Annotated in this window: 18 protein-coding genes; 9 read left to right on the top strand and 9 right to left on the bottom strand. The window is 70.5% G+C overall.

Annotated elements, in window-relative coordinates; genetic code table 11:
* The first annotated feature begins 142 nt into the window (after window positions 1-142).
* From AC4BGC_RS09360 to AC4BGC_RS09345, 4 genes are all read left to right on the top strand, one after another.
* Window positions 143-1,669, top strand: a complete 1,527-nt coding sequence (locus AC4BGC_RS09360; RefSeq protein WP_490555301.1) for a helix-turn-helix domain-containing protein — start codon at window positions 143-145, stop codon at window positions 1,667-1,669.
* A 76-nt stretch (window positions 1,670-1,745) separates the two neighbouring features.
* Entirely contained in the window at window positions 1,746-2,609 is an 864-nt protein-coding gene (locus AC4BGC_RS09355; RefSeq protein WP_490555299.1) for a glycerophosphodiester phosphodiesterase family protein, read from the top strand.
* A complete protein-coding gene (locus AC4BGC_RS09350) occupies window positions 2,606-3,961 on the top strand; it encodes an MFS transporter (RefSeq protein ID WP_490544110.1) in 1,356 nt (451 codons plus the stop codon). Before AC4BGC_RS09355 ends, AC4BGC_RS09350 begins: the two co-directional genes overlap by 4 nt.
* Before the next feature lie 219 nt (window positions 3,962-4,180).
* Window positions 4,181-4,570 carry an RNA polymerase-binding protein RbpA gene (locus AC4BGC_RS09345; RefSeq protein ID WP_490544111.1) on the top strand — a complete coding sequence of 130 codons (390 nt, stop codon included), beginning with the start codon at window positions 4,181-4,183 and terminating at the stop codon, window positions 4,568-4,570.
* A 4-nt stretch (window positions 4,571-4,574) separates the two neighbouring features.
* On the opposite strand, the gene AC4BGC_RS09340 is transcribed toward AC4BGC_RS09345, so the two are convergent.
* The 6 genes from AC4BGC_RS09340 to kdd form a co-directional block, all read right to left on the bottom strand.
* Window positions 4,575-5,153: an FxsA family protein gene (locus tag AC4BGC_RS09340; protein ID WP_490544112.1), complete on the bottom strand. Its 579-nt coding sequence runs from the start codon at window positions 5,151-5,153 to the stop codon at window positions 4,575-4,577.
* Window positions 5,150-5,974 (bottom strand): polyprenol monophosphomannose synthase, encoded by an 825-nt coding sequence (locus tag AC4BGC_RS09335; protein ID WP_490555298.1) that lies wholly within the window; start codon window positions 5,972-5,974, stop codon window positions 5,150-5,152. Before AC4BGC_RS09335 ends, AC4BGC_RS09340 begins: the two co-directional genes overlap by 4 nt.
* Window positions 5,975-6,411: 437 nt before the next feature.
* Window positions 6,412-6,810 (bottom strand): 3-aminobutyryl-CoA ammonia lyase, encoded by a 399-nt coding sequence (gene kal / locus AC4BGC_RS09330; RefSeq protein ID WP_490544114.1) that lies wholly within the window; start codon window positions 6,808-6,810, stop codon window positions 6,412-6,414.
* A complete protein-coding gene (gene kamE, locus AC4BGC_RS09325) occupies window positions 6,807-7,586 on the bottom strand; it encodes a lysine 5,6-aminomutase subunit beta (protein WP_490555297.1) in 780 nt (259 codons plus the stop codon). The genes kal and kamE overlap by 4 nt, the downstream gene beginning before the upstream one ends.
* A 1-nt stretch (window position 7,587) precedes the next feature.
* Window positions 7,588-9,171: a lysine 5,6-aminomutase subunit alpha gene (gene kamD / locus AC4BGC_RS09320; RefSeq protein ID WP_490555296.1), complete on the bottom strand. Its 1,584-nt coding sequence runs from the start codon at window positions 9,169-9,171 to the stop codon at window positions 7,588-7,590.
* Window positions 9,168-10,211, bottom strand: coding sequence for an L-erythro-3,5-diaminohexanoate dehydrogenase (kdd, locus tag AC4BGC_RS09315; RefSeq protein ID WP_490555736.1), 1,044 nt, complete (start codon window positions 10,209-10,211; stop codon window positions 9,168-9,170). Before kdd ends, kamD begins: the two co-directional genes overlap by 4 nt.
* A gap of 159 nt (window positions 10,212-10,370) precedes the next feature.
* Between kdd and AC4BGC_RS09310 the strand changes: the two genes are divergently transcribed.
* Window positions 10,371-11,771: a KamA family radical SAM protein gene (locus tag AC4BGC_RS09310; RefSeq protein ID WP_490555295.1), complete on the top strand. Its 1,401-nt coding sequence runs from the start codon at window positions 10,371-10,373 to the stop codon at window positions 11,769-11,771.
* On the opposite strand, the gene AC4BGC_RS09305 is transcribed toward AC4BGC_RS09310, so the two are convergent.
* Window positions 11,768-13,105, bottom strand: coding sequence for an MFS transporter (locus AC4BGC_RS09305; protein ID WP_490555294.1), 1,338 nt, complete (start codon window positions 13,103-13,105; stop codon window positions 11,768-11,770). The two genes, AC4BGC_RS09310 and AC4BGC_RS09305, sit on opposite strands and share 4 nt — an antisense overlap.
* 114 nt (window positions 13,106-13,219) lie before the next feature.
* On the opposite strand from AC4BGC_RS09305, the gene AC4BGC_RS09300 reads away from it, so the two are divergent.
* The gene (locus tag AC4BGC_RS09300; RefSeq protein ID WP_490555293.1) at window positions 13,220-14,221 is read left to right on the top strand and encodes a DNA topoisomerase IB; all 1,002 of its coding nucleotides are present in this window, start codon (window positions 13,220-13,222) and stop codon (window positions 14,219-14,221) included.
* Here AC4BGC_RS09300 and AC4BGC_RS09295 read toward each other — a convergent pair whose 3' ends face one another.
* Window positions 14,222-16,126, bottom strand: a complete 1,905-nt coding sequence (locus tag AC4BGC_RS09295; RefSeq protein ID WP_490555292.1) for a flavin-containing monooxygenase — start codon at window positions 16,124-16,126, stop codon at window positions 14,222-14,224.
* A gap of 117 nt (window positions 16,127-16,243) precedes the next feature.
* Between AC4BGC_RS09295 and AC4BGC_RS09290 the strand changes: the two genes are divergently transcribed.
* Together AC4BGC_RS09290 and AC4BGC_RS09285 are read left to right on the top strand one after the other, a co-directional pair.
* Window positions 16,244-17,473 carry a GAF domain-containing protein gene (locus AC4BGC_RS09290; RefSeq protein WP_490555291.1) on the top strand — a complete coding sequence of 410 codons (1,230 nt, stop codon included), beginning with the start codon at window positions 16,244-16,246 and terminating at the stop codon, window positions 17,471-17,473.
* A gap of 53 nt (window positions 17,474-17,526) precedes the next feature.
* The gene (locus AC4BGC_RS09285; protein ID WP_490555290.1) at window positions 17,527-18,012 is read left to right on the top strand and encodes a VOC family protein; all 486 of its coding nucleotides are present in this window, start codon (window positions 17,527-17,529) and stop codon (window positions 18,010-18,012) included.
* A 15-nt stretch (window positions 18,013-18,027) separates the two neighbouring features.
* Here the strand turns inward: AC4BGC_RS09285 and AC4BGC_RS09280 are convergent, their stop codons facing one another.
* A complete protein-coding gene (locus AC4BGC_RS09280; RefSeq protein ID WP_490555289.1) occupies window positions 18,028-18,465 on the bottom strand; it encodes an Lrp/AsnC family transcriptional regulator in 438 nt (145 codons plus the stop codon).
* 41 nt (window positions 18,466-18,506) lie between these two features.
* Here AC4BGC_RS09280 and AC4BGC_RS09275 point away from each other — a divergent pair, with 41 nt between their 5' ends.
* Window positions 18,507-19,427, top strand: coding sequence for a 5'-3' exonuclease (locus AC4BGC_RS09275; protein WP_490544124.1), 921 nt, complete (start codon window positions 18,507-18,509; stop codon window positions 19,425-19,427).
* The last annotated feature ends 25 nt before the right edge of the window (window positions 19,428-19,452 follow it).

Genomic DNA, 19,452 nt, shown 5'->3' with positions numbered 1-19,452 from the left:
CGGCGACGAAAACGAGGTACTGATGTACAGCACCCGTGACCGGTCTAGTCCGGACGGCCAACCGGGAATGTGGGCCATTCGGCACCCCCGACACGCAGCTACCCCATGCTTGGCTATCTCATATCTGAGATACAGTCGTTTGGTGACTGAGGGCTACCTGCGCCGTATCGGCAACCTGATCCGCGATGCACGCAAACACCGGGGGTGGACGCAACAACAGCTGGCTGAGGTGCTCGGCACCAGCCAGAGTGCTGTGAACCGGATCGAACGAGGTCATCAGAACCTCTCCCTGGACATGCTCGCGCGGATCGGTGAGGCGCTCGACTCCCCGCTGGTGAGCATCGGGCAGGGTCCGACCCACCTGCGCGTCAGCGGACCCACGACGCTGCGCGGCTCGATCGAGGTGAAGACCTCCAAGAACGCCGGGGTCGCGCTGCTGTGCGCCTCGCTGCTCAACCGCGGCCCGACCACGCTGCGCCGGGTCGCGCGGATCGAGGAGGTCAACCGGCTCATCGAGGTGCTCGAGAGCATCGGTGTGAAGGTCCGCTGGCTCAACGCCGAGAACGACCTGGAGATCACTCCCCCGCCCAACCTCGACCTGAGCCGCATCGACCAGGAGGCGGCGCGCCGTACCCGCTCGATCATCATGTTCCTGGGCCCGCTGATGCACCGCAACAGCGACTTCGAGCTGCCGTACGCCGGCGGGTGTGACCTCGGCAGCCGCACCGTGGAGCCCCACATGACCGCGCTGCGGCCCTTCGGGCTGCAGGTGAAGGCCACCGAGGGCAGCTACCACGCGCAGGTGCAGACCGGCATCGTCCCGACCCGGCCGATCGTGCTGATCGAGCGCGGCGACACCGTGACCGAGAACGCTCTGATGGCCGCGGCGCTGTGCGACAGCACCACCACGATCCGCAACGCCAGCTCCAACTACATGGTCCAGGACCTGTGCTTCTTCCTGCAGAAGCTCGGCGTCCAGATCGAAGGCATCGGCACCACCACCCTGGTGGTCACCGGCTGCACCGACATCGACGTCGACGTCGACTACTCCCCGAGCGAGGACCCGATCGAGGCGATGTCGCTGCTCGCAGCCGCGATCGTCACCGACTCCGAGATCACCGTGAAGCGGGTGCCGATCGAGTTCATGGAGATCGAGCTCGCGGTGCTCGAGGAGATGGGCTTCCGCTACCGGCTCTCCGAGGAGTACCTCGCGGCCAACGGCCACACCCGGCTGGTGGATGTGAGCACGCTGCACTCCGTGCTCCGCTCCCCCATCGACAAGATCCACCCGATGCCGTTCCCCGGCCTCAACATCGACAACCTGCCGTTCTTCGCCGTGATCGCGGCCACCGCGCAGGGCCAGACGATGCTGCACGACTGGGTGTACGAGAACCGGGCGATCTACCTCACAGAGCTGAACAAGCTCGGGGGCAAGGTCACGCTGATGGACCCGCACCGGGTGATGATCGAGGGGCCCACCCGTTGGTCGGGCACCGAGGTCGTCTGTCCCCCGGCGCTGCGTCCCGCGGTGGTGATCCTGCTGGCGATGCTGGCCTCGAAGGGCACCTCCGTGCTGCGCTCGACCTACGTGATCCACCGCGGCTACGAGGGCCTCGCCGACCGGCTCAACGAGCTGGGCGCGCAGATCGAGACCTTCCACGACCTGTGAGTGACTCACCCCGTGCGGGGTGAGTAGGAACGCGGATGCCCGGCGGCGATTCGAGGAGCATCATCGACTCGTGCCGGTGAATACTGCGACCGTGATGGAGGAGCCGAACCCGCGCTCGCCCGGTGTCCCTGTGACCGGGTTCAGCTATCTCGACGACCGCCCGCCCGGGTCGGTCGTGGCGATGGCCCACCGCGGGGGCGCCCTGCACCCCGACCTCCCCGGCGCCGAGAACACGATGCACGCGTTCCGGCACGCGGTGTCCCTGGGCTACCGCTACCTGGAGACCGACGTGCACGCGACCAGCGACGGTGTCCTGCTGGCGTTCCACGACGCCGCGCTCGACCGGGTCACGGACCGGGTGGGCCTGCTCGCCGAGCTCACCTCCGAGGAGGTGGCCCTGGCGCGGATCGCCGAGGTGCACGCCGTGCCCACGATGGCCGAGCTGCTCGCGGAGTTCCCCGACTGCCGGTTCAACATCGACCTGAAGTCCCCCGGAGCGGTGGCTCCCCTGGTGGAGCTCCTCGACCGGGCGCAGGCCCACGAGCGGGTGTGCGTCGGGTCGTTCTCCCGGAAACGGATGCGGGCCTTCAGGCGGGCGACCGGCGGCCGGGTCGCCTCCAGTGCCACCCCCGACGAGGTGGCGGCCGTCAGGTTCGCGCTGCCGCTGCGGACCAGGGGCGCCGCGGTGCTGCAGGTGCCCTGGCGGCACAAGCGCCGCAGAATCACGGTGACCACTCCCGGGTTCGTACGCCGGGCACACCGCGCCGGCCTGCACGTGCACGTGTGGACCGGCGACGAGAACTCCCGGTGGGTCTCCATCGACGACCCGGAGAGCCTGCACGCCCTGCTCGACATGGGCGTCGACGGGCTGATCGTGGACCGCACCGACGTGCTCAAGGACGTGCTGACCGACCGAGGACTATGGAGGGACCCCGCATGACCAGCTCACCACCGGCCGGGATCGCAGACCTGGAACCGCTCGCACGCCGCAAGGAGCAGCGCGCGTGGTACTTCTACGACTGGGCGAACTCCGCGTTCAGCACCACGGTGGCCGGTGTCCTCTTCGGCCCCTACCTGATCGCGATCGCCAAGGAGGCCGCGGTCGACAACCGGATCCAGGTGCTCGGGCTCTCGATCGCGCCGGGTGCGCTGCCGTCGTACACGATCACCGCCTCGACCCTGCTCTCCGCGGTGCTGCTGCCGTTGCTGGGAGCCGTCGCGGACCGGACCTCGCGCAAGAAGGACCTGATGGCGGGGTTCGCCTGGGCGGGCGCCGCCGCGGCGTCGCTGCTGTTCTTCGTCCAGGGCGACAACTGGCAGCTCGGCGTCGTGGCGTTCATCGTGGCCAACCTCTGCTTCGGTGCGGCCGCGGTGTTCAACGACGCGCTGCTGTGCCTGATCTCGACCGAGGACGAGCGTGACCGGGTCTCCTCGACGGGCTGGGCCTACGGGTACGCCGGCGGCGGCCTGCTGCTGGCGCTGAACTTCGTGCTGGTCAGCCTGCAGCCGTTCGGGCTCACCGAGGGGATGGCGGTGCGGATCAGCCTGCTCTCCGCCGCGCTGTGGTGGGCCGGGTTCACCCTGATCCCGTTCCTGGGGCTGAAGAACCGGCCGCCGGAGCACGTGGTCCCGGAGACCGGGGGCTACGTCTCGCGCAGCTTCGGCCAGCTGTGGTCCACGCTGAAGAGCCTGCGGGACTACCCGGTGGCGCTGACCTTCCTGGTCGCCTACCTGTTCTTCAACGACGGCATCCAGACCGTGATCGCCTCGGCGTCGATCTACGGCGTGGAGGAGCTGGAGTTCTCCACCGGCACCGTCCTGGCGACCTACCTGGTGGTCCAGTTCGTCGCCGTCTTCGGCGCCCTCGGCTTCGGCCGGTTCGCGGCCCGCTACGGCGCCAAGTCGGTGATCCTGGCCGGCCTGGTCATCTGGATGATGATCGTCACCGCGGCGCTGTTCGTCCCGAAGCGGCAGCTCGTCGCGTTCCTGCTGCTCGCCGTCGCGATCGGGATCGTGCTGGGCGGCACCCAGGCGCTGGCGCGCTCCTACTTCAGCCTGCTCATCCCCCGCGGCCGTGAAGCGGAGTACTTCAGCTTCTACCACGCGATGGAGCGGGGCACGAGCTGGTTCGGGACGCTCGTCTTCGGCCTCGTCTACCAACTGACGGACTCCTACCGGCCCGCGATCTTCGCCCTGATCATGTTCTTCGTGATCGGCGGCCTGATCCTGCTCAAGGTGGACACGGCCAAGGGCATCCGGGAGGCCGGAAACCAGGCTCCAGCGACGGTGTGACCAAGAACATCCACGGCTGGAGACCCTCGCAGATGTGCGTGGGAATCCTTGATGCGTCACACTCGTTGGACAACGTGATGGCCCGGGACCACCGGTGCCGACATACCGATCACCCGAACCGGCGTCATGGCCGGGCTTTCGAACCGTCGTCGCGGCGGTACCGATGAGGGGTACGGCGTCCGCGACTCTGGTCGCGGAAGCAGAATTTTGGAGGTTCTCATGGGAGAGCGCACGCTACGCGGAGCCCGACTCGGGGGTCAGAGCTTCGAGGACGAGCGGGGCATCGAGTTCGCCGCCCGTCAGCAGGTCGGCTACCGCTGTGCCCACGGGCACGAGTTCGAGATCACGATGTCGGTCGAGGCCGACGTCCCCGCACTGTGGGAGTGCCCGCGCTGTGGCGCGGAGGGACGAGCCACCTCCGGCATCGAGCCCGAGGTCAAGGACGTCAAGCCGGCCCGCACGCACTGGGACATGCTCCTGGAGCGGCGTTCGCTCAAGGAGCTCGAGGACATCCTCACCGAGCGTCTCGAGCTGCTCCGCGGCGGCGAGATCGGCCCGGCGCACCTGCACCGTCCCAGCGCACGCAAGAAGAAGGCAGCCTCCCGCTGAGTGATCAGCGAGGCGGTTGCTGACCGGCCTCGGGCCCCTCGTCGGGCCAGTCGTCGACGACTTCGCCCTGGACCACCCCGTTGTCGGGGAACCCCGGTCCGGGGCTTTGTCGTGCCCAGCCCGGCGGGGTCCAGGGGGGCTGGGTGCCTCCCTGCCGGTTGCCCGGCTGCGGGGGCGTGGTGAAGGAGGCCCCGAGCAGCCGCCGGCTGATCGCGCCGGCGAGCACGCGCCGCCCCAGGGGCCTGGTGATCGGGAGGATGCACAGGATCCCGAGGATGTCGAGGACGAAGCCCGGCGACAGCATCAAGATGCCGCCCACCAGGACCAGGATCCCGTCGGCCAGCTCGCGGGCCGGCATCCGGCCCTGCTGAAGTGCGGCCTGCAGCGCCCGCCAGGCGCGACTCCCCTCCCGCTTGACCAGCCAGGAGCCCAGCAGGCTGTCGGCGATGAGCAGGAGGATCGTCCACCAGGCCCCGATGACCTGGCCGACCTGGATGATCACGTAGATCTCCACCAGCGGCACCACCACGAAGGCGATCAGCAGCAGCCACCACAGGGAGCTCCGCCTCTTGGTTGTGCTCATGTCTGGTCAACGTCCGGGTGACCGGGGGTGTTCCGGTCTGGCTGTTGCGTACGCCGCTGTTCTCTCTTCTGGTCTCTCTTCTGGGCCAGGCGCGGGCTGAGCTGCCGGAGCCGCTCGCTGATCCCCCACCGGGTGATCCGCTTGAGCGACTCCGTCGCCACGTCCGCGCTCATCTTGGAGTCGCCGCGCTCGCGCTCGATGAACTCGATCGGCACCTCGACGACCCGCATCCCCGCCTTCGCGGTTCGGTAGGCGAGATCGGCCTGGAAGACGTAGCCCAGCGACTGGATCTCGTCGAGCGGGAGCCGTTCGAGCGTCGTACGACGGAACAGGCGGTAGCCGGCGGTCGCGTCGCGCACGTGGACGCCCAGCAGCAGCCGGATGTAGAGGTTGCCGCCCCGGGAGAGCAGCTCGCGCCGCAGCGGCCAGTTCACGATGCTCCCGCCGCGGATCCACCGGGAGCCGATCACCAGGTCGGCCTCGGCCAGGGCCTCCAGCAGCCGGTGCAGCTGCTCGGGTTGGTGGGAGCCGTCGGCGTCCATCTCGCCGATGACGTCGTAGCCGCGGTCCAGGGCGACCCGGAAGCCGTGCAGGTACGCCGCGCCGAGGCCCTGCTTCTCGGCCCGGTGGAGGACCGTGACGTGCGGGTCGGACGCCGCGATCCGGTCCGCGAGCTCGCCGGTGCCGTCCGGGGAGTCGTCGTCGACGACCAGGATGTCGAGGTCGGGCTGTGCCACCCGGAGACGATCGACGACCACGCCCAGGTTGAGCGCCTCGTTGTAGGTCGGCATCACCATCACGGTGCGTCCGGGGCCAGTCATGCGCTGAACCTATCCGGAGTCTCGTGGCCGGTCGCGATGGGTGCTGGGGGCAGGGCGGGGGGAGCTAGGGAACCTTCGGACCGCTCACGCCCTGACTGGATGTCAGAGTCGCATGCGTTGTCTACTGGTCGCCGCACTCCCCCCGTGTCCTCCCGCCGTTGCCACGCTGCCCGACCCGCCAAGTGCAGCCTCCGCGACCATCTTGGTGAGATGGCCCGAAACTGCATCCGTCGGGCGAGTGACTGACGTTCTGCCCGGAGTAACGCCGAAACCCTCACCCGCCCGGCTAGTTGCTGTCAACACCGGTCCCACCAGCCGTGACACGACGAAATCGCAGGTCAGCGCGTTGTGCAGGACTGAAGGAAAAATCTGTGATTTGTTCTACGGGGCGGCGTGTCGTGCCGGACACGCCGCGGTGTGGTCCAGTGCTGGTCCACCTACGGGACCACCACGGTGCCGGTCGCAGTGGTCGCCACCACTGGCTCGTCGAGGACCCGCGCCGAGGAGCCGGAACCACCGCTGGTGTCCCCGCGGGCGACCACCAGCAGCTCGAACTCGATCAGCCGCGACCGCCGGCCCTTCCGGACCAGGGTGCCCCTTGCCTCCACCACGTCGCCCGCCCGCACCGGGGCGCGGAACTGCACGTCGGAGTAGGAGGCGAACAGCCCTTCGTCGCCGTCGGTGCGGATGCACAGCTCGGTGGCCACGTCGCCGAACAGGCCCAGGCCCCACGCGCCGTCGACCAGGGAGCCGGCGTAGTGCGCGTGGGCGTAGGACACGTAGCGACGGTGCACGACCGTCAGGCCGACGCCTGCGGGCTCTGCGGGGGTGCTCACGACGCCTCCTGGGTGCTCGCCAGCCGGTGCACCAGGTAGCTGGCCACCTCACCGGGCGTCGTGCCGCGGGTGAAGACGCGGTCGACCCCCAGCTCCTCGGACATGGTCTCGTCGAACCGCGGGCCGCCGACCACGAGCAGCGGCCTGCGCGCGGGCGGGAACGCCTCGCGGAACGCCGCGGACATCTCCCGGGTGTTCAGCAGGTGCGCGTCGCGCTGGGTGACCACCTGGGAGACCAGGACCGCGTCGGCCTGCTCCGCCACCGCCGACTCGACCAGCTGCGGGACCGAGACCTGGGCGCCGAGGTTCACGACCTTCAGCTCGCGGTAGTACTCCAGCCCCTTCTCCCCCGCGAACCCCTTGATGTTCAGGATCGCGTCGATGCCGACGGTGTGGGCGTCGGTGCCGATGCAGGCCCCCACGACCACCAGCCGGCGGCGCATGGACGCCCGGACGGCCGCATTCACCTCGGCCGGGGTGAGCAGCTCGTAGTCCCGCTCGACCACCTCGACCGCCGAGGGGTCGACCAGGTGGTTCACCCGGCCGTAGACCACGAAGAAGGTGAAGTCCGGGCCCATCGGCTTCGCGTGCGCGACCAGGGCCGGCTGCATCCCCATCTTCCCGGCCAGCTGGATCGCAGCGCCCTCGGCGACCTTGGAGTGCGGCATCGGCAGCGTGAACGACAGCTGCACCATCCCGTCCCCGGTCGTGTCGCCGTACGGCCGCAGCAACCGCTTCCCGCCGTCATCACTGGCGGTTGAGCTTGTCGAATCCACGTCACTCCTCCAGGATCTCGGTTGCGGGGTTGTAGTACTCCGGTGCCTTCTCGACGACCCCGTCCAGCCCCCGCCCGGCGTCGGCCGGGCGCTTCATCAGGCCGAAGGTGCCGTCGGCGATCGCCGCGAGCAGGGGCGGGTGGCCGCTGCTGTCCCGGTCGCCGGCGATCCGGTCCAGCAGGTCGATCGCCTCGCCGAGCACCTGCCGGGCACGCTGGACGATGAAGCCGTCCGGGGCAGGACGGAAGTCCTCGTGCAGCGACCCCGCGGCCTCCAGCACGTAGCGGACGTTCTGCAGGGCCAGGTCGCGGTCGCTGATCCACGGCGTCACCACGGCCTCGGTCATCATCCCGACCAGCAGGATCCCCTGGCCGGTGAGCGCGCCCGCGAGGTTGAAGAACCCGTCGAGCAGGTAGCCGCGGAAGATGTCGCCGGTCATGTGGCGCGTGGGCGGCATCCACTTCAGGGGGGCGTCCGGGAACAGCTCCCGGGCGAGCAGCGCATGAGCCAGCTCCATCCGGAACGACTCCGGGACCGCCGGGTCGATCTCGAAGGCGTGGCCCAGGCCCAGCTGCCAGTCCTCGAGGCCGGCCTCCTTGGCGAAGTACTCGTTGAGCAGCTGGCTGGTGGTCACCGTGTGCGCCGCCTCGACCGCGTCGGCGGTGGTGAGGTAGTTGTCCTCGCCGGTGTTGATGATGATCCCGGCCCGCGCGTGCACCTGCCGGCTGAACCGCTGGTCCACGAAGGTGCGCACCGGGTTGATGTCGCGGAACAGGATCCCGTACATCGAGTCGTTGAGCATCATGTCGAGGCGCTCCAGGCCCGCGAGCGCGGCGATCTCGGGCATGCACAGGCCGCTCGCGTAGTTGGTCAGGCGCACGTAGCGCCCCAGCTCCCGGCTCGACTCGTCGAGCGCCGCGCGCATCAGGCGGAAGTTCTCCTGCGTGGCGTAGGTGCCGGCGAAGCCCTCCCGGGTCGCCCCCTCGGGCACGTAGTCGAGCAGCGACTGCCCGGTCGAGCGGATCACCGCGATCACGTCGGCGCCCTCGCGGGCGGCCTGCTGGGCCTGCGGGATGTCCTCGTGGATGTCCCCGGTGGCCACGATCAGGTAGATCCACGGTTGCCGGGGCGCGTCCCCGATCTCGGCGACCAGCTGCTCGCGCTCGCGCCGGCGCGCGTCGATGCGGCGTACGCCGGCACCCACCTGGGCGCGGGCGGCCTCCCGGGCACGCTGGGCCGCCGGCCCCTCGGGGACGCCGAAGCGGGCCGAGCCCGAGGACGCCTTCTGGGCCAGGGTCTCGAGGTCGTCGGCCTCACCGCGGAGCAGGGCGTCCCACACCGGCAGCGCGAGCCCGTGCTCGAGACCGACGTCGGCACGCACCGCATCTGCGAGCCGGTTGACCCACGGGGTCCCGTCCGGGTCGGCGCCGGCGAGCCCGGCCAGCCGGAGCGTGGCCCGCTCCACCGAGACCGTGGTGTGGGCCCGGGCCAGCTCGACGATCGGCTCCCCGACGGTGCGGGCCAGGCTGCGGGCCCGGCTCACCGTCGCGGGGTCCAGTCCCAGCTTGTTCTCGATGCCGCTCACGCCTCGAGCCTCCTGTCGAAGAGCCGCCGGACAGCCGGTTCGCCCCGGACGATCTCCAGGGCGAGCTCCGCGTGGCCGGGGACGTAGCCGTTGCCGACGATCATGGTCACGTCCGCCGCGAGTCCCTCGGCGCCGAGGGCCGCGGCACTGAACGAGGTGGCCATCGAGAAGAACACCACCGTGCCGCCGTCCGCGGTGCACAGGATCGCCCCGCCCTCGCACCCGGGGACGTCGACGCACACGATGGTGAGGTCCGCGGGTCCCCCCGCGGCTGCGGTGACGGCGTCGCGCAGCGCCACCGGGTCCCGGGCGTCGCAGGTCACCACCACGTCGGCGAGACCGGCACCGGGGCCCTCGGGACCGAGCAGGTCGGCCTCCCCCTGGGTGGGCACGACGGCGACGGTCCGCCGGGCGCCGGCGCGGCGGGCGGCCGCGAGGCACAGCGACCCGGACTTCCCGGCCCCGCCGATCACCACGACCACCGGGTCGGCGTACCTGCGCACGTGGCGCTCGGCCAGCGCGGGCGCACCGCACACGTCCATCACCGCGAGCGCGAGCGAGGCCGGCAGGTCCTCCGGCAGCCTGGCGGCGACGCTGCGGCCGAACAGCACGGCGTAGCCGTCGGCGGGCACCTGCTCGGACCGGCCGTCCCAGCGGGCGAGCCCGTCCTCGATCACCAGCGGGGTCAGGGTCAGGGACACCAGCGTCGCCACCCGGTCCCCCACGGCCAGGCCGAGGGGCGAGGCCTCCCCCACCTCCTCGACGGTGCCGACCAGCATCCCGCCGGAGCCGGTGACCGGGTTGTGCATCTTGCCGCGGCTGGCAACGATCTCGAGCACCTCGCGTCGTACGGCGTCCCCGTCGCCGTCGTGCTTGGTCTCCAGCTGCCGGAAGGAGGCGGCGTCGAGGTTGAGCCGCTCGATCCGCACCCGGACCTCGGTGTCGCGCACGACCGGGTCCGTGTCCAGCCTCCACGCCGCCTGCGGGAGCACCCCCGACGGTTCCAGCACCCGGTGCATCCCGACCGGGTCACCTGCCATTTGTCCCACGACTGACGCAATCCTTCCGGTGAAATCCAATACGTACAGGAGATCTTGCGGTTCACAGTTGGTGTACCCGCAAGATGATGCTCATACTGTCTCAGGTAGGGGACGGCACAGCCAAACACCGCGCACGGCCCGGCGTAGGAGGAGAAGCACATGAGCATCGAGACGCCCATCGCCGCCGTCGGCCACGGGCTGAACGGGCAGGCGGCTCAGCCCTACTCCTACCGCCGGGTGGACCTGGTCGAGCCGGACTGGACCCGGTTCCCGGGGTGGCGCGAGGTCACACAGGCGCAGTGGGAGAGCGTCCAGTGGCAGCGCGCGCACTGCGTGAAGAACCTCCGCCAGCTCCGTGAGCTGCTCGGCGACCTCCTCGACGAGCGCTTCTACGCCGATCTGGAACGCGACCAGGCGGAGCGGGCGACGATGTCCATGCTCGTCACGCCGCAGATGATGAACACGATGGCGCCCGACCTGGTCCCGGCCGGGCCGGGGTCGCTGACCGAGGCGTTCTACGCCGACCCGGTACGCCGCTACATGATCCCGGTCTTCTCCGACCGCCGTACGGACTGGACCTCGCACCCCTACGCGAGCCGTGACTCGCTGCACGAGCACGACATGTGGGCAGCCGAGGGGCTCACCCACCGCTATCCCACCAAGGTGCTGGCCGAGCTGCTGCCCACCTGCCCGCAGTACTGCGGGCACTGCACCCGGATGGACCTCGTCGGCAACTCGACCCCGACGGTGGACAAGCTGAAGTTCCTCGGCAAGCCGGTGGACCGGCACGCCGGGATGCTCGACTACCTGCGCGTCCACCCCGAGGTGCGTGACGTGGTGGTCTCCGGCGGCGATGTCGCGAACATGCCGTGGGCGCGGCTCGAGGAGTTCCTCACCAAGCTGCTGGAGATCGACAACGTCCGTGACGTCCGGCTGGCGACCAAGGCGCTGATGGGCCTGCCCCAGCACTGGCTGCAGGACGAGGTCCGCGAGGGGATGGAGCGGGTCTGCGCAACGGCCCGGACCCGTGGCGTGGCGATCGCGCTGCACACCCACGTCAACCACGCCAACTCGGTGACGCCGCTGGTGGCCCGGGCGGCGGCGGCGATGTTCGAGGCGGGCGTGCGGGACGTGCGCAACCAGGGGGTGCTGCTCGGCGGCGTCAACGCCGACCCGCACGCGCTGCTCGACCTGTGCTTCCGGCTGCTCGACGGGGCGCAGATCATGCCCTACTACTTCTACCTGTGCGACATGATCCCGGCGGCCGAGCACTGGCGGATCCCGGTGTCCGCGGCCCAGGACCTGCAGCACCACATCATGGGCTACCTGCCCGGGTTCGCGACCCCGCGCATCGTGTGCGACGTGCCGTTCGTGGGGAAGCGCTGGGTGCACCAGCTCAGCGACTACGACCGGGAGCGGGGCATCTCGTACTGGACGAAGAACTACCGCACCTCGATCGAGGCCGAGGACACCGACGCCCTGACCCGCACCTACGAGTACTACGACCCGATCCACTCGCTTCCGGCCGAGGGCCGGGCATGGTGGTCCTCGGTCCGCTAGTCCGCCAGCGGGTGCGCGAGCTCGTCCTGCGGCATCCGCGCCCACACGATCGCGACGATCGCGACCACGCCGGGGAGCAGCCCGGCGATGAAGAACGTCGTGCGCATGCCGAGCAGGTCGGAGACGGGGGCGGCGAGCGCCATCGAGACCGGCATCAGGCTGACCGAGAGGAAGAAGTCCAGCGAGGCGATCCGGCCGAGCATGTGTGCGGGCACCCGGCGCTGAAGCAGCGTTCCCCAGATGACCATCGGTGCCGAGAACATCGCGCCGAAGACGAACGCGGCGACCACGATCATCCACACCTCGGTGGCGAGCCCGATCACGATCATCGGCAGGCAGCCGATGCCCCAGAGCAGGTTCATCACCGTCAGGTAGCGCCGTGGCAGCTTCACCGCCGCCACCGCCAGCGCCCCGATGGCGCCGCCGATGCCGAAGGCAGCCATCACCAGCGCGTGGTCGCCCGGACCTCCGCCGAGCTTGTCCTTGATCAGGAACGGGATCAGCACCTCGAAGGGCCCCATGATCGCCAGCAGCATCACCGAGACGAACAGCAGCGACGCCAGCAGCCACGGCGTACGCACCATGTAGCCGAAGCCCTCGCGCACGTCGCGCAGGGCCGAGGACACTGCGCCACCCTGCTCCGCCGTTTCGAAGTCCCGGCGGACCGCCGTGAGCGGCACCAGTGACAGCGCGAGCAGACCTGCCAGCGAGGCACCGGCCGCGACAGCCACCGCTGCGCCGGCGGAGGCCGCACCCACCACGGCGCCTGCAACGCCGGGTCCCACGGCCTGGCCCAGAGTCGGACGGACCATCCCCTCGAAGCCGTTGACGGCCTGGAGGTCGGTCTCCTCCACCAGCGCCGGCAGCCAGGCCGAGTAGGCCGGGTAGTAGAAGGCCATCCCCGTGCCAGCGACGAAGGAGACGGCCGCGAGGTGCCACACCTGGGTGAGGTCGAGCAGCGAGAGCACCGCCACCAGGGACATCCCGGCGAGCTCGACCGCGGCGACGCAGAGCAGGATCCACTTCTGCGGCACCCGGTCCGCGACGACGCCGCCGAGCAGCGCAGGCAGCAGTACGCCGACCGCACCGGCCGTGGAGACCAAGGACAGCTGTCCCGGGCCGCCCCCGATGCGGATGACCTCCCAGACCAGGGCGACCACCCACACCCCCGACGCGAACGTCGACAGGGCGAGGGCGAGGGCAAGCCGGCGGTAGGGGCCCCGTCGGAACGGGCGCAGGGCACGGGCAAGCGACGGCCCGCCGCCCGCGGGCGCGCGGCCCGCAGCAGCGTCGTTCGTCCCGGTCGCCCCGGACCGGGTGGCCTGCTCCGTCATGGTGTCCTCCGGGACCAGTGTGCGGGCGGGGACTGACAGTGCCCACTGGTTTTCGTGCGCGTGCTGGCACGAATCACCGGCATACCGGCCCGTGCGTGGGGGAACATCTCCTCCATGCCACGACTGAGGACGGTCTCCCCGAGCAGCACGGGCCTGAGCCGGCGGCGCGCGGGGTCGGGGTTCTACTACCTGGACCAGGCGGGCCTGCGGATCACCGACCCCGACGAGATCCAGCGGATCCGGTCGCTGGCGATCCCGCCGGCCTGGAAGGACGTGTGGATCTCGCCGTACCCCAACGGGCACATCCAGGCCGTGGGGACCGATGACGCCGGCCGTCGCCAGTACCTCTACCACCCGCACTGGCGGATCAAGCGGGACCAGATGAAGTTCGACCGGGTGCTCACCGCGGCACGCCAGCTCCCGGCAGCCCGGGAGGCGATCTCGCGCGACCTCGCCCTGGAGGGGATGCCCCTGGAGCGGGCCAGCTCGGTCGCCGTACGCCTGCTCGACCTGGGCTACTTCCGGATCGGCAGCGACATCTACGCCGAGACCAACGGCTCCTTCGGCCTGACCACGCTGGAGAAGCGGCACGTACGCAAGCAGCGGGACCGGCTGGTGTTCAAGTTCACCGGCAAGTCCGGGATCGAGCACAGCATCGAGATCGACGACCCGGAGGTGCTCGCGGTGCTGGAGTCCCTGCGCCGGCGCCGCGGCGGCAGCGCCCGGCTGCTCGCCTACCAGCTGCAGCGCCGCTGGCGCGACCTCGACTCCACCTCGGTGAACGCCTACCTCAGCGGGCACCTGCAGGACCTCACCGCCAAGGACTTCCGCACCTGGCACGCCACCGTGCTGGCGGCCGCCGCCCTGGCCGCCTCCTCCGAGCCCGGGGACACCAAGCGTTCGCGGCAGCGGGCGATCAAGGCGGCGGTCTCCGAGGTCTCGGAGTACCTCGGCAACACCCCGACGATCGCGAAGAACTCCTACATCGACCCGCGGGTGATCGACCTCTACGAGAACGGCACCACGATCGACCCCGAGCTGGTGAGCAGGGAGTATGACTCACCCGCGGAGAAGCAGCGCACCCTCGAGGCGGCGGTGCTCGACCTGCTCAGCTGACTAGGAGGTGTGGTGCACCTCCTGCAGCCCGTAGACCGGGGTGTCGATCCCCTCGTGACGGGCCTTGAGCTGGAGCGCGAGGTAGAGCGAGTAGTGCCGGGACTGGTGCAGGTTGCCGCCGTGCATCCACAGGTTCTCCACCTGCGTCGGCTTCCACATGTTGCGCTGCTCCCCTTCCCAGGGACCGGGGTCCTTGGTGGTGTCGGACCCGAGGCCCCAGACCTTGCCCAGCCGGTCGGCGGTCTCCTGGTCGATCAGGTCGGCGACCCAGCCGTTCATCGAGCCGTAGCCGGTGGCGAGCACGACCACGTCGGCGGGCAGCTCGGTCCCGTCCTCGAGGACGACGGCGTCCTCGGTGAGGTGGTCGACCTGGCCACGCACCAGCTTGACGTCGCCGTTGGCGACCAGGTCGGCCGCGCCCACGTCGATGTAGTAGCCCGAGCCGCGGCGCAGGTACTTCATGAACAGGCCCGAGCCGTCGTCGCCCCAGTCGTGGTCGAAGCCGGCGCCCTCGAGCCGCTCGTAGAAGTCGCGGTCCCGCTCGCGCATCTGGTCGTAGAGCGGGATCTGGAAGGTGTGCATGATCCGGTAGGGCAGCGAGGCGAAGACCATGTCGGCCTTTTCGGTCGTCATCCCCGACGCCACCGCCCGCTCGGAGTAGAGGTCCCCGAGGCCGATCTCCATCAGGCTGTCGCTGCGCACGATGTGAGTGGAGCTGCGCTGCACCATCGTCACGTCGACGTCGTTCTCCCACAGCGCGCCGCAGATGTCGAAGGCGGAGTTGTTGCTGCCGATCACCACCACCTTCTTGCCGCTGTAGGGGTCGGGTCCCGGGTGGGCCGAGGAGTGGTGCACGTCGCCGCGGAACAGGTCGGTCCCGGGGATCTCCGGGATGTTGGGTTTGCCGGACATGCCGGTGGCGAAGACGAGCTGGGTGGGCCGCAGGGTCAGCGGCTGCCCCTCCCGCTCCACCTCGACGGTCCACTCCCCTCCCCCAGAATCAGCGGAGCCCGGTGACCAGGTGGCGCTGGTGGCGGTGGTGCTCGACCAGTAGGGCACCTCCATCACCTTGGTGTAGGACTCCAGCCAGTCGCCGATCTTGTCCTTGGGCGCGAACACCGGCCACGTGTCGGGGAACTTCAGGTAGGGCAGGTGGTCGTACCAGACCGGGTCGTGCAGGCACAGCGACTTGTAGCGGTTGCGCCACTGGTCGCCGGGCCGCGGGTGCTTGTCGATCACCAGGGCGGGGACCCCCAGCTGGCGCAGGCGGGCCCCGAGGGCGATGCCGCCCTGCCCGCCCCCGATGACCAGCACGTAGGGCTGCGTGGTGCTGCCCAGGCTCTCTGCCTCGTCCTGGAGCTTCTCCTTCCACGTACGGCGATCCTTGTTGGCGCCGTGCTCGGCGCCCATCGGCCGGTGGGTGCCCCGAGGCTCCTCGTGACCCTTGAGCTCGTAGAGGGCGGTGAGCAGGGTCCACGCCCGGTCATGGGCCCGGTCATGGGCCCGGTCATGGGCGCGGTCCACCGGCTCCTCGTCGCCGTTCTCCTGCCTGAGCCGGAGCAGGCCGCGGCCGCGCCCCACGCCGGTCTCGAAGGTGATCCAGGCGGTGATCACCCCGTCGGCCTCCTCGGGGGGCTCCTCGGTCGCGAAGCCGGACGGATCGGTGCCCTCGAGCGTCTGGGTGAGCAGGTCGGTGACTCCCTCGCGCCCCTCGACGGTCCTCAGGTTCCAGGTGAAGGCGACGAGGTCGCGCCAGAAGCTGTCGGTGGAGAACAGCCCCGCCGCCCGGTCCACGTCGCGGGCCTGCAGCGCCGACTCGAAGTCGCCGAGCCAGGCGTCGACGCGGGACTGGGGGGTGGGGCCGGTGGGAGCCTGCACGTTCTCCCGCTCGGGGGCCTGGGTCATGGTCTCTCCTTCGCCTACATTGGTGTGACCGAGCACACACCACCGGGAGGTCCCGGTGACAGGGTTGCAGCACGTTGCAATCCCTGTCGTGCGGCGGGGAGGTCACTGGGAGGCGACATGGACGAGCTCCAGCTGCACCGCAGCCGCGACGCCGTGCTCTCCGGCGATGGTGCTCCCGACGCTCCCCGCACCACCGTGGCCGCCTCCTGGCGCCGCGTCGCCGCGTGCGGGCTCGAGCCCGGCTCGGTCCCCGACGTCCCCCCGCTCTCCGGCTCCGAGCTCGAGGCCCGTCGCGTCCGCAGCGGCCTGGCCGAGTTTGTGCCCCGGCTGGCCGAGACGCTCTCGCCGGTGACCGACGCGGGTCAGCTGGTCGTGGTGGCCGACGCCGAGGGCCGGGTGCTGTGGCGGATCGGGTCCAGCGGCGTACGCCGGATGGCCGACGGTCTCGGCTTCGTGGGCGGCTCGGCCTGGACCGAGAGCAACGTCGGGACCAACGCCATCGGGACCGCCCTGGTCCTCGGTGAGGGAGTGCACATCCAGGGGCCCGAGCACTTCGTGGAGTCCCACACCGCCTGGGGGTGTGCCGCGTCCCCGCTGCGGGACCCGTGGTCGGGGCGGACCCTGGGGGTCGTGGACGTGAGCGGCCCCTCGCGCGGGATGCACCCCGCCGAGCTGGCGCTGGTCGAGATGGCCGCCCGGCTGACCTCGATGGAGCTCGTCGAACGCCGGCGGGCCGACCTGGACCGGCTGCGGTCGACGGCGGCGCCGTTGCTGGCAACGATCGCGGGCGACGCCCTGGCCGTGGACGCCGACGGCCACCTCGCGGCAGCGGTGGGTGCCCGGATGCCGGAGCGGGTCGCGCTCCCGGACGACCTCACCGGTGGGGCGGTGTGGCTGCCGCACCTCGGCCGGGCCCACGCCGAGCCCTTGGCGGGCGGCTGGCTGCTCCGGCTCGACGCCGAGCCCCACCAGGCGCCCTCGTCCCTGGTCCTCGACCTGACCGGGACACCCTGCCTGCGGGTCGAGGGACCGAGCGGGGCCTGGGCGCGCCGGCTCTCGCCGCGCCACGCCGAGATCGTCGCCGCGATGGTCGAGTCGGGTCACGGGGGACGCACCGCCACGGGGCTCGCGCTGGACCTGTTCGACGACGAGCAGCGGGCGGTCACGGTGCGTGCGGAGATCTCCCGGCTGCGACGGGTGGTGGGCAGCGTGCTGCTCTCGAACCCCTACCGGATCGCGCCCGGCGTGGCCTGCTCGGTGGCGCTGCCGGCCGAGCGGGCGGCTGTGCTGCCGGGCTCGAGCGCCCCCGTCGTGCAGCGGCTGCGCGACAGGACCCCGGAACGATGATTCTCGCGCCCTTCCCGGGTCAGTCCCGGCGACACCGAACCTAGGAGAAGCCGATGCAGAAGATCGTCCCGTACCTGTGGATCAACGACGGCAAGATCGAGGAGGCGGTGGACTTCTACTGCGCGCTCTTCGAGGACAGCCGGATCCTCGACAGCACCGAGCACGGCCCCGACGCCGGCGCCTACGCCGGACAGAAGATGACGATCGACTTCGAGCTGATGGGCCAGCCCTTCGTCGCGCTCAACGGCGGCGACACCAGGTTCGAGGCCAACGAGTCGGTCTCGTTCTCGGTCCCCTGCGACACCCAGGAGGAGATCGACCGGTGCTGGGACACCCTGGTGGAGGGTGGCGAGCCGTCGATGTGCGGCTGGCTCAAGGACCGCTACGGGTTCAGCTGGCAGGTCGTCCCAACCGTGCTGGAGAAGATGATGTCCGACCCCGACCCCGAACGGGTGCAGCGGGTCGTCGAGTGCTTCATGAAGATCGACCGTCGTGCGTTCCGCATCGACGAGCTCGAGGCGGCGTACGCCGGGTCCTGAGCCGTCCTCGGCGAATCAGTGCGCCGGACGGTTCTCGTACGGCGTGGAGAGCACGATCGTGGTGCGCGTGGAGACGTTGGCCGTCGCGCGGATCCGGGCCAGCAGGTCCTCCAGGTCCGCGGGCGTCCCCACTCGGACCTTGAGGATGTAGGACTCCTCCCCCGCCACCGACCAGCACGACTCGATCTCGGGGATCGCCTCGAGCCGCTGGGGGTAGTCGTCGGGCTCGGAGGGGTCGAACGGGGTGATCGAGATGAACGCGGTGAGCGGCTTCCCGGCTGCCGCGTGGTCGATGGTGGCGCCGTACCCCAGGATCAGCCCGCGCTCCTCCAACCGCTTCACCCGCTGGTGGACCGCGCTGGTCGAGAGACCGGTCGCCTTGCCGAGGTCGGTGTAGGACATCCTCCCGTCGTCGGCGAGAAGTCCCAGGATCTGACGATCGATGTTCTCCACGGCCGAAGCCTAGGGGGGCTGTGGGCGCCTAGACTCCCCGAGTGGCTGATCGGCTGATGCTCCTGGACACCGCTTCGCTCTACTTCCGCGCCTTCTTCGGGGTGCCCGACACCGTCCGTGCCCCGGACGGGACGCCGGTCAACGCCGTTCGAGGACTGCTGGACTTCATCAGCCGCCTCGTGGACGAGTACGAGCCCACCCACCTGGCCTGCTGCTGGGACAACGACTGGCGCCCGCAGTGGCGGGTTGACCTGCTGCCGTCGTACAAGGAGCACCGGGTGGTGGCACCCCGGGCCGAAGCGCCCGACATCGAGGAGGTCCCCGACCCCCTCGAGCAGCAGGTCCCGCTGATCCGGGCCACGCTCGAGGCGTTCGGGATCGCGATCGTGGGTGCCGACCACTACGAGGCCGACGACGTGATCGGCACCCTCGCCACCGACGCGGGGATGCCGGTCGACATCGTCACCGGCGACCGGGACCTCTTCCAGCTCGTCGACGACGACGCGCAGGTGCGCGTGCTCTACACGGCCCGCGGTGTCGGCAAGCACGAGCGGGTGGACAACGCCTGGGTGCGGGAGCGCTACGACGTGAACGCGGACCAGTACGCCGCCTTCGCGACCCTGCGCGGGGACTCCTCCGACGGGCTGCCCGGGGTGGCGGGGATCGGCGACAAGACCGCGGCCCTGCTGCTGAACAGGTTCGGTGACCTCGACGCGATCATCGCGGCGGCCCTCGACCCCGACGGGGACATGGGCCCGGGACCACGCGGCCGGATCAAGGCCGCCCTGGACTACCTGGAGGTGGCCCCGAAGGTCGTCGCGGTCGCGCGCGACATCGATCTCGGCGCGCCCGACCTGACGCTCCCGGACTCCCCCGCCGAGCCGGAGATGCTCGCGGCGATCGCGGAGCAGTGGGGCCTGAGCAGCCCGGTCGCGCGGCTCGTGAACGTGCTCGAGAACTGACCCACCCGGAGAAACCCCTTGTGCA

The sequence above is a fragment of the Nocardioides sp. Z38_18 genome (assembly GCF_058215695.1).
The sequence above is the reverse complement of the archived record's forward strand: the minus strand, read 5'-3'. Positions and strand labels throughout refer to the sequence as shown.

Bases quoted from the DNA above. Each gene is read 5' to 3' on its own strand.
- AC4BGC_RS09345 (WP_490544111.1), top strand. From the start codon at position 4,181: ATGGGAGAGCGCACGCTACGCGGAGCCCGACTCGGGGGTCAGAGCTTC.
- AC4BGC_RS09285 (WP_490555290.1), top strand. From the start codon at position 17,527: ATGCAGAAGATCGTCCCGTACCTGTGGATCAACGACGGCAAGATCGAG.
- AC4BGC_RS09300 (WP_490555293.1), top strand. From the start codon at position 13,220: ATGCCACGACTGAGGACGGTCTCCCCGAGCAGCACGGGCCTGAGCCGG.
- AC4BGC_RS09350 (WP_490544110.1), top strand. From the start codon at position 2,606: ATGACCAGCTCACCACCGGCCGGGATCGCAGACCTGGAACCGCTCGCA.
- AC4BGC_RS09295 (WP_490555292.1), bottom strand. From the start codon at position 16,126: ATGACCCAGGCCCCCGAGCGGGAGAACGTGCAGGCTCCCACCGGCCCC.
- AC4BGC_RS09340 (WP_490544112.1), bottom strand. From the start codon at position 5,153: ATGAGCACAACCAAGAGGCGGAGCTCCCTGTGGTGGCTGCTGCTGATC.
- AC4BGC_RS09290 (WP_490555291.1), top strand. From the start codon at position 16,244: ATGGACGAGCTCCAGCTGCACCGCAGCCGCGACGCCGTGCTCTCCGGC.
- AC4BGC_RS09305 (WP_490555294.1), bottom strand. From the start codon at position 13,105: ATGACGGAGCAGGCCACCCGGTCCGGGGCGACCGGGACGAACGACGCT.
- AC4BGC_RS09335 (WP_490555298.1), bottom strand. From the start codon at position 5,974: ATGACTGGCCCCGGACGCACCGTGATGGTGATGCCGACCTACAACGAG.
- AC4BGC_RS09310 (WP_490555295.1), top strand. From the start codon at position 10,371: ATGAGCATCGAGACGCCCATCGCCGCCGTCGGCCACGGGCTGAACGGG.
- kdd (WP_490555736.1), bottom strand. From the start codon at position 10,211: ATGGCAGGTGACCCGGTCGGGATGCACCGGGTGCTGGAACCGTCGGGG.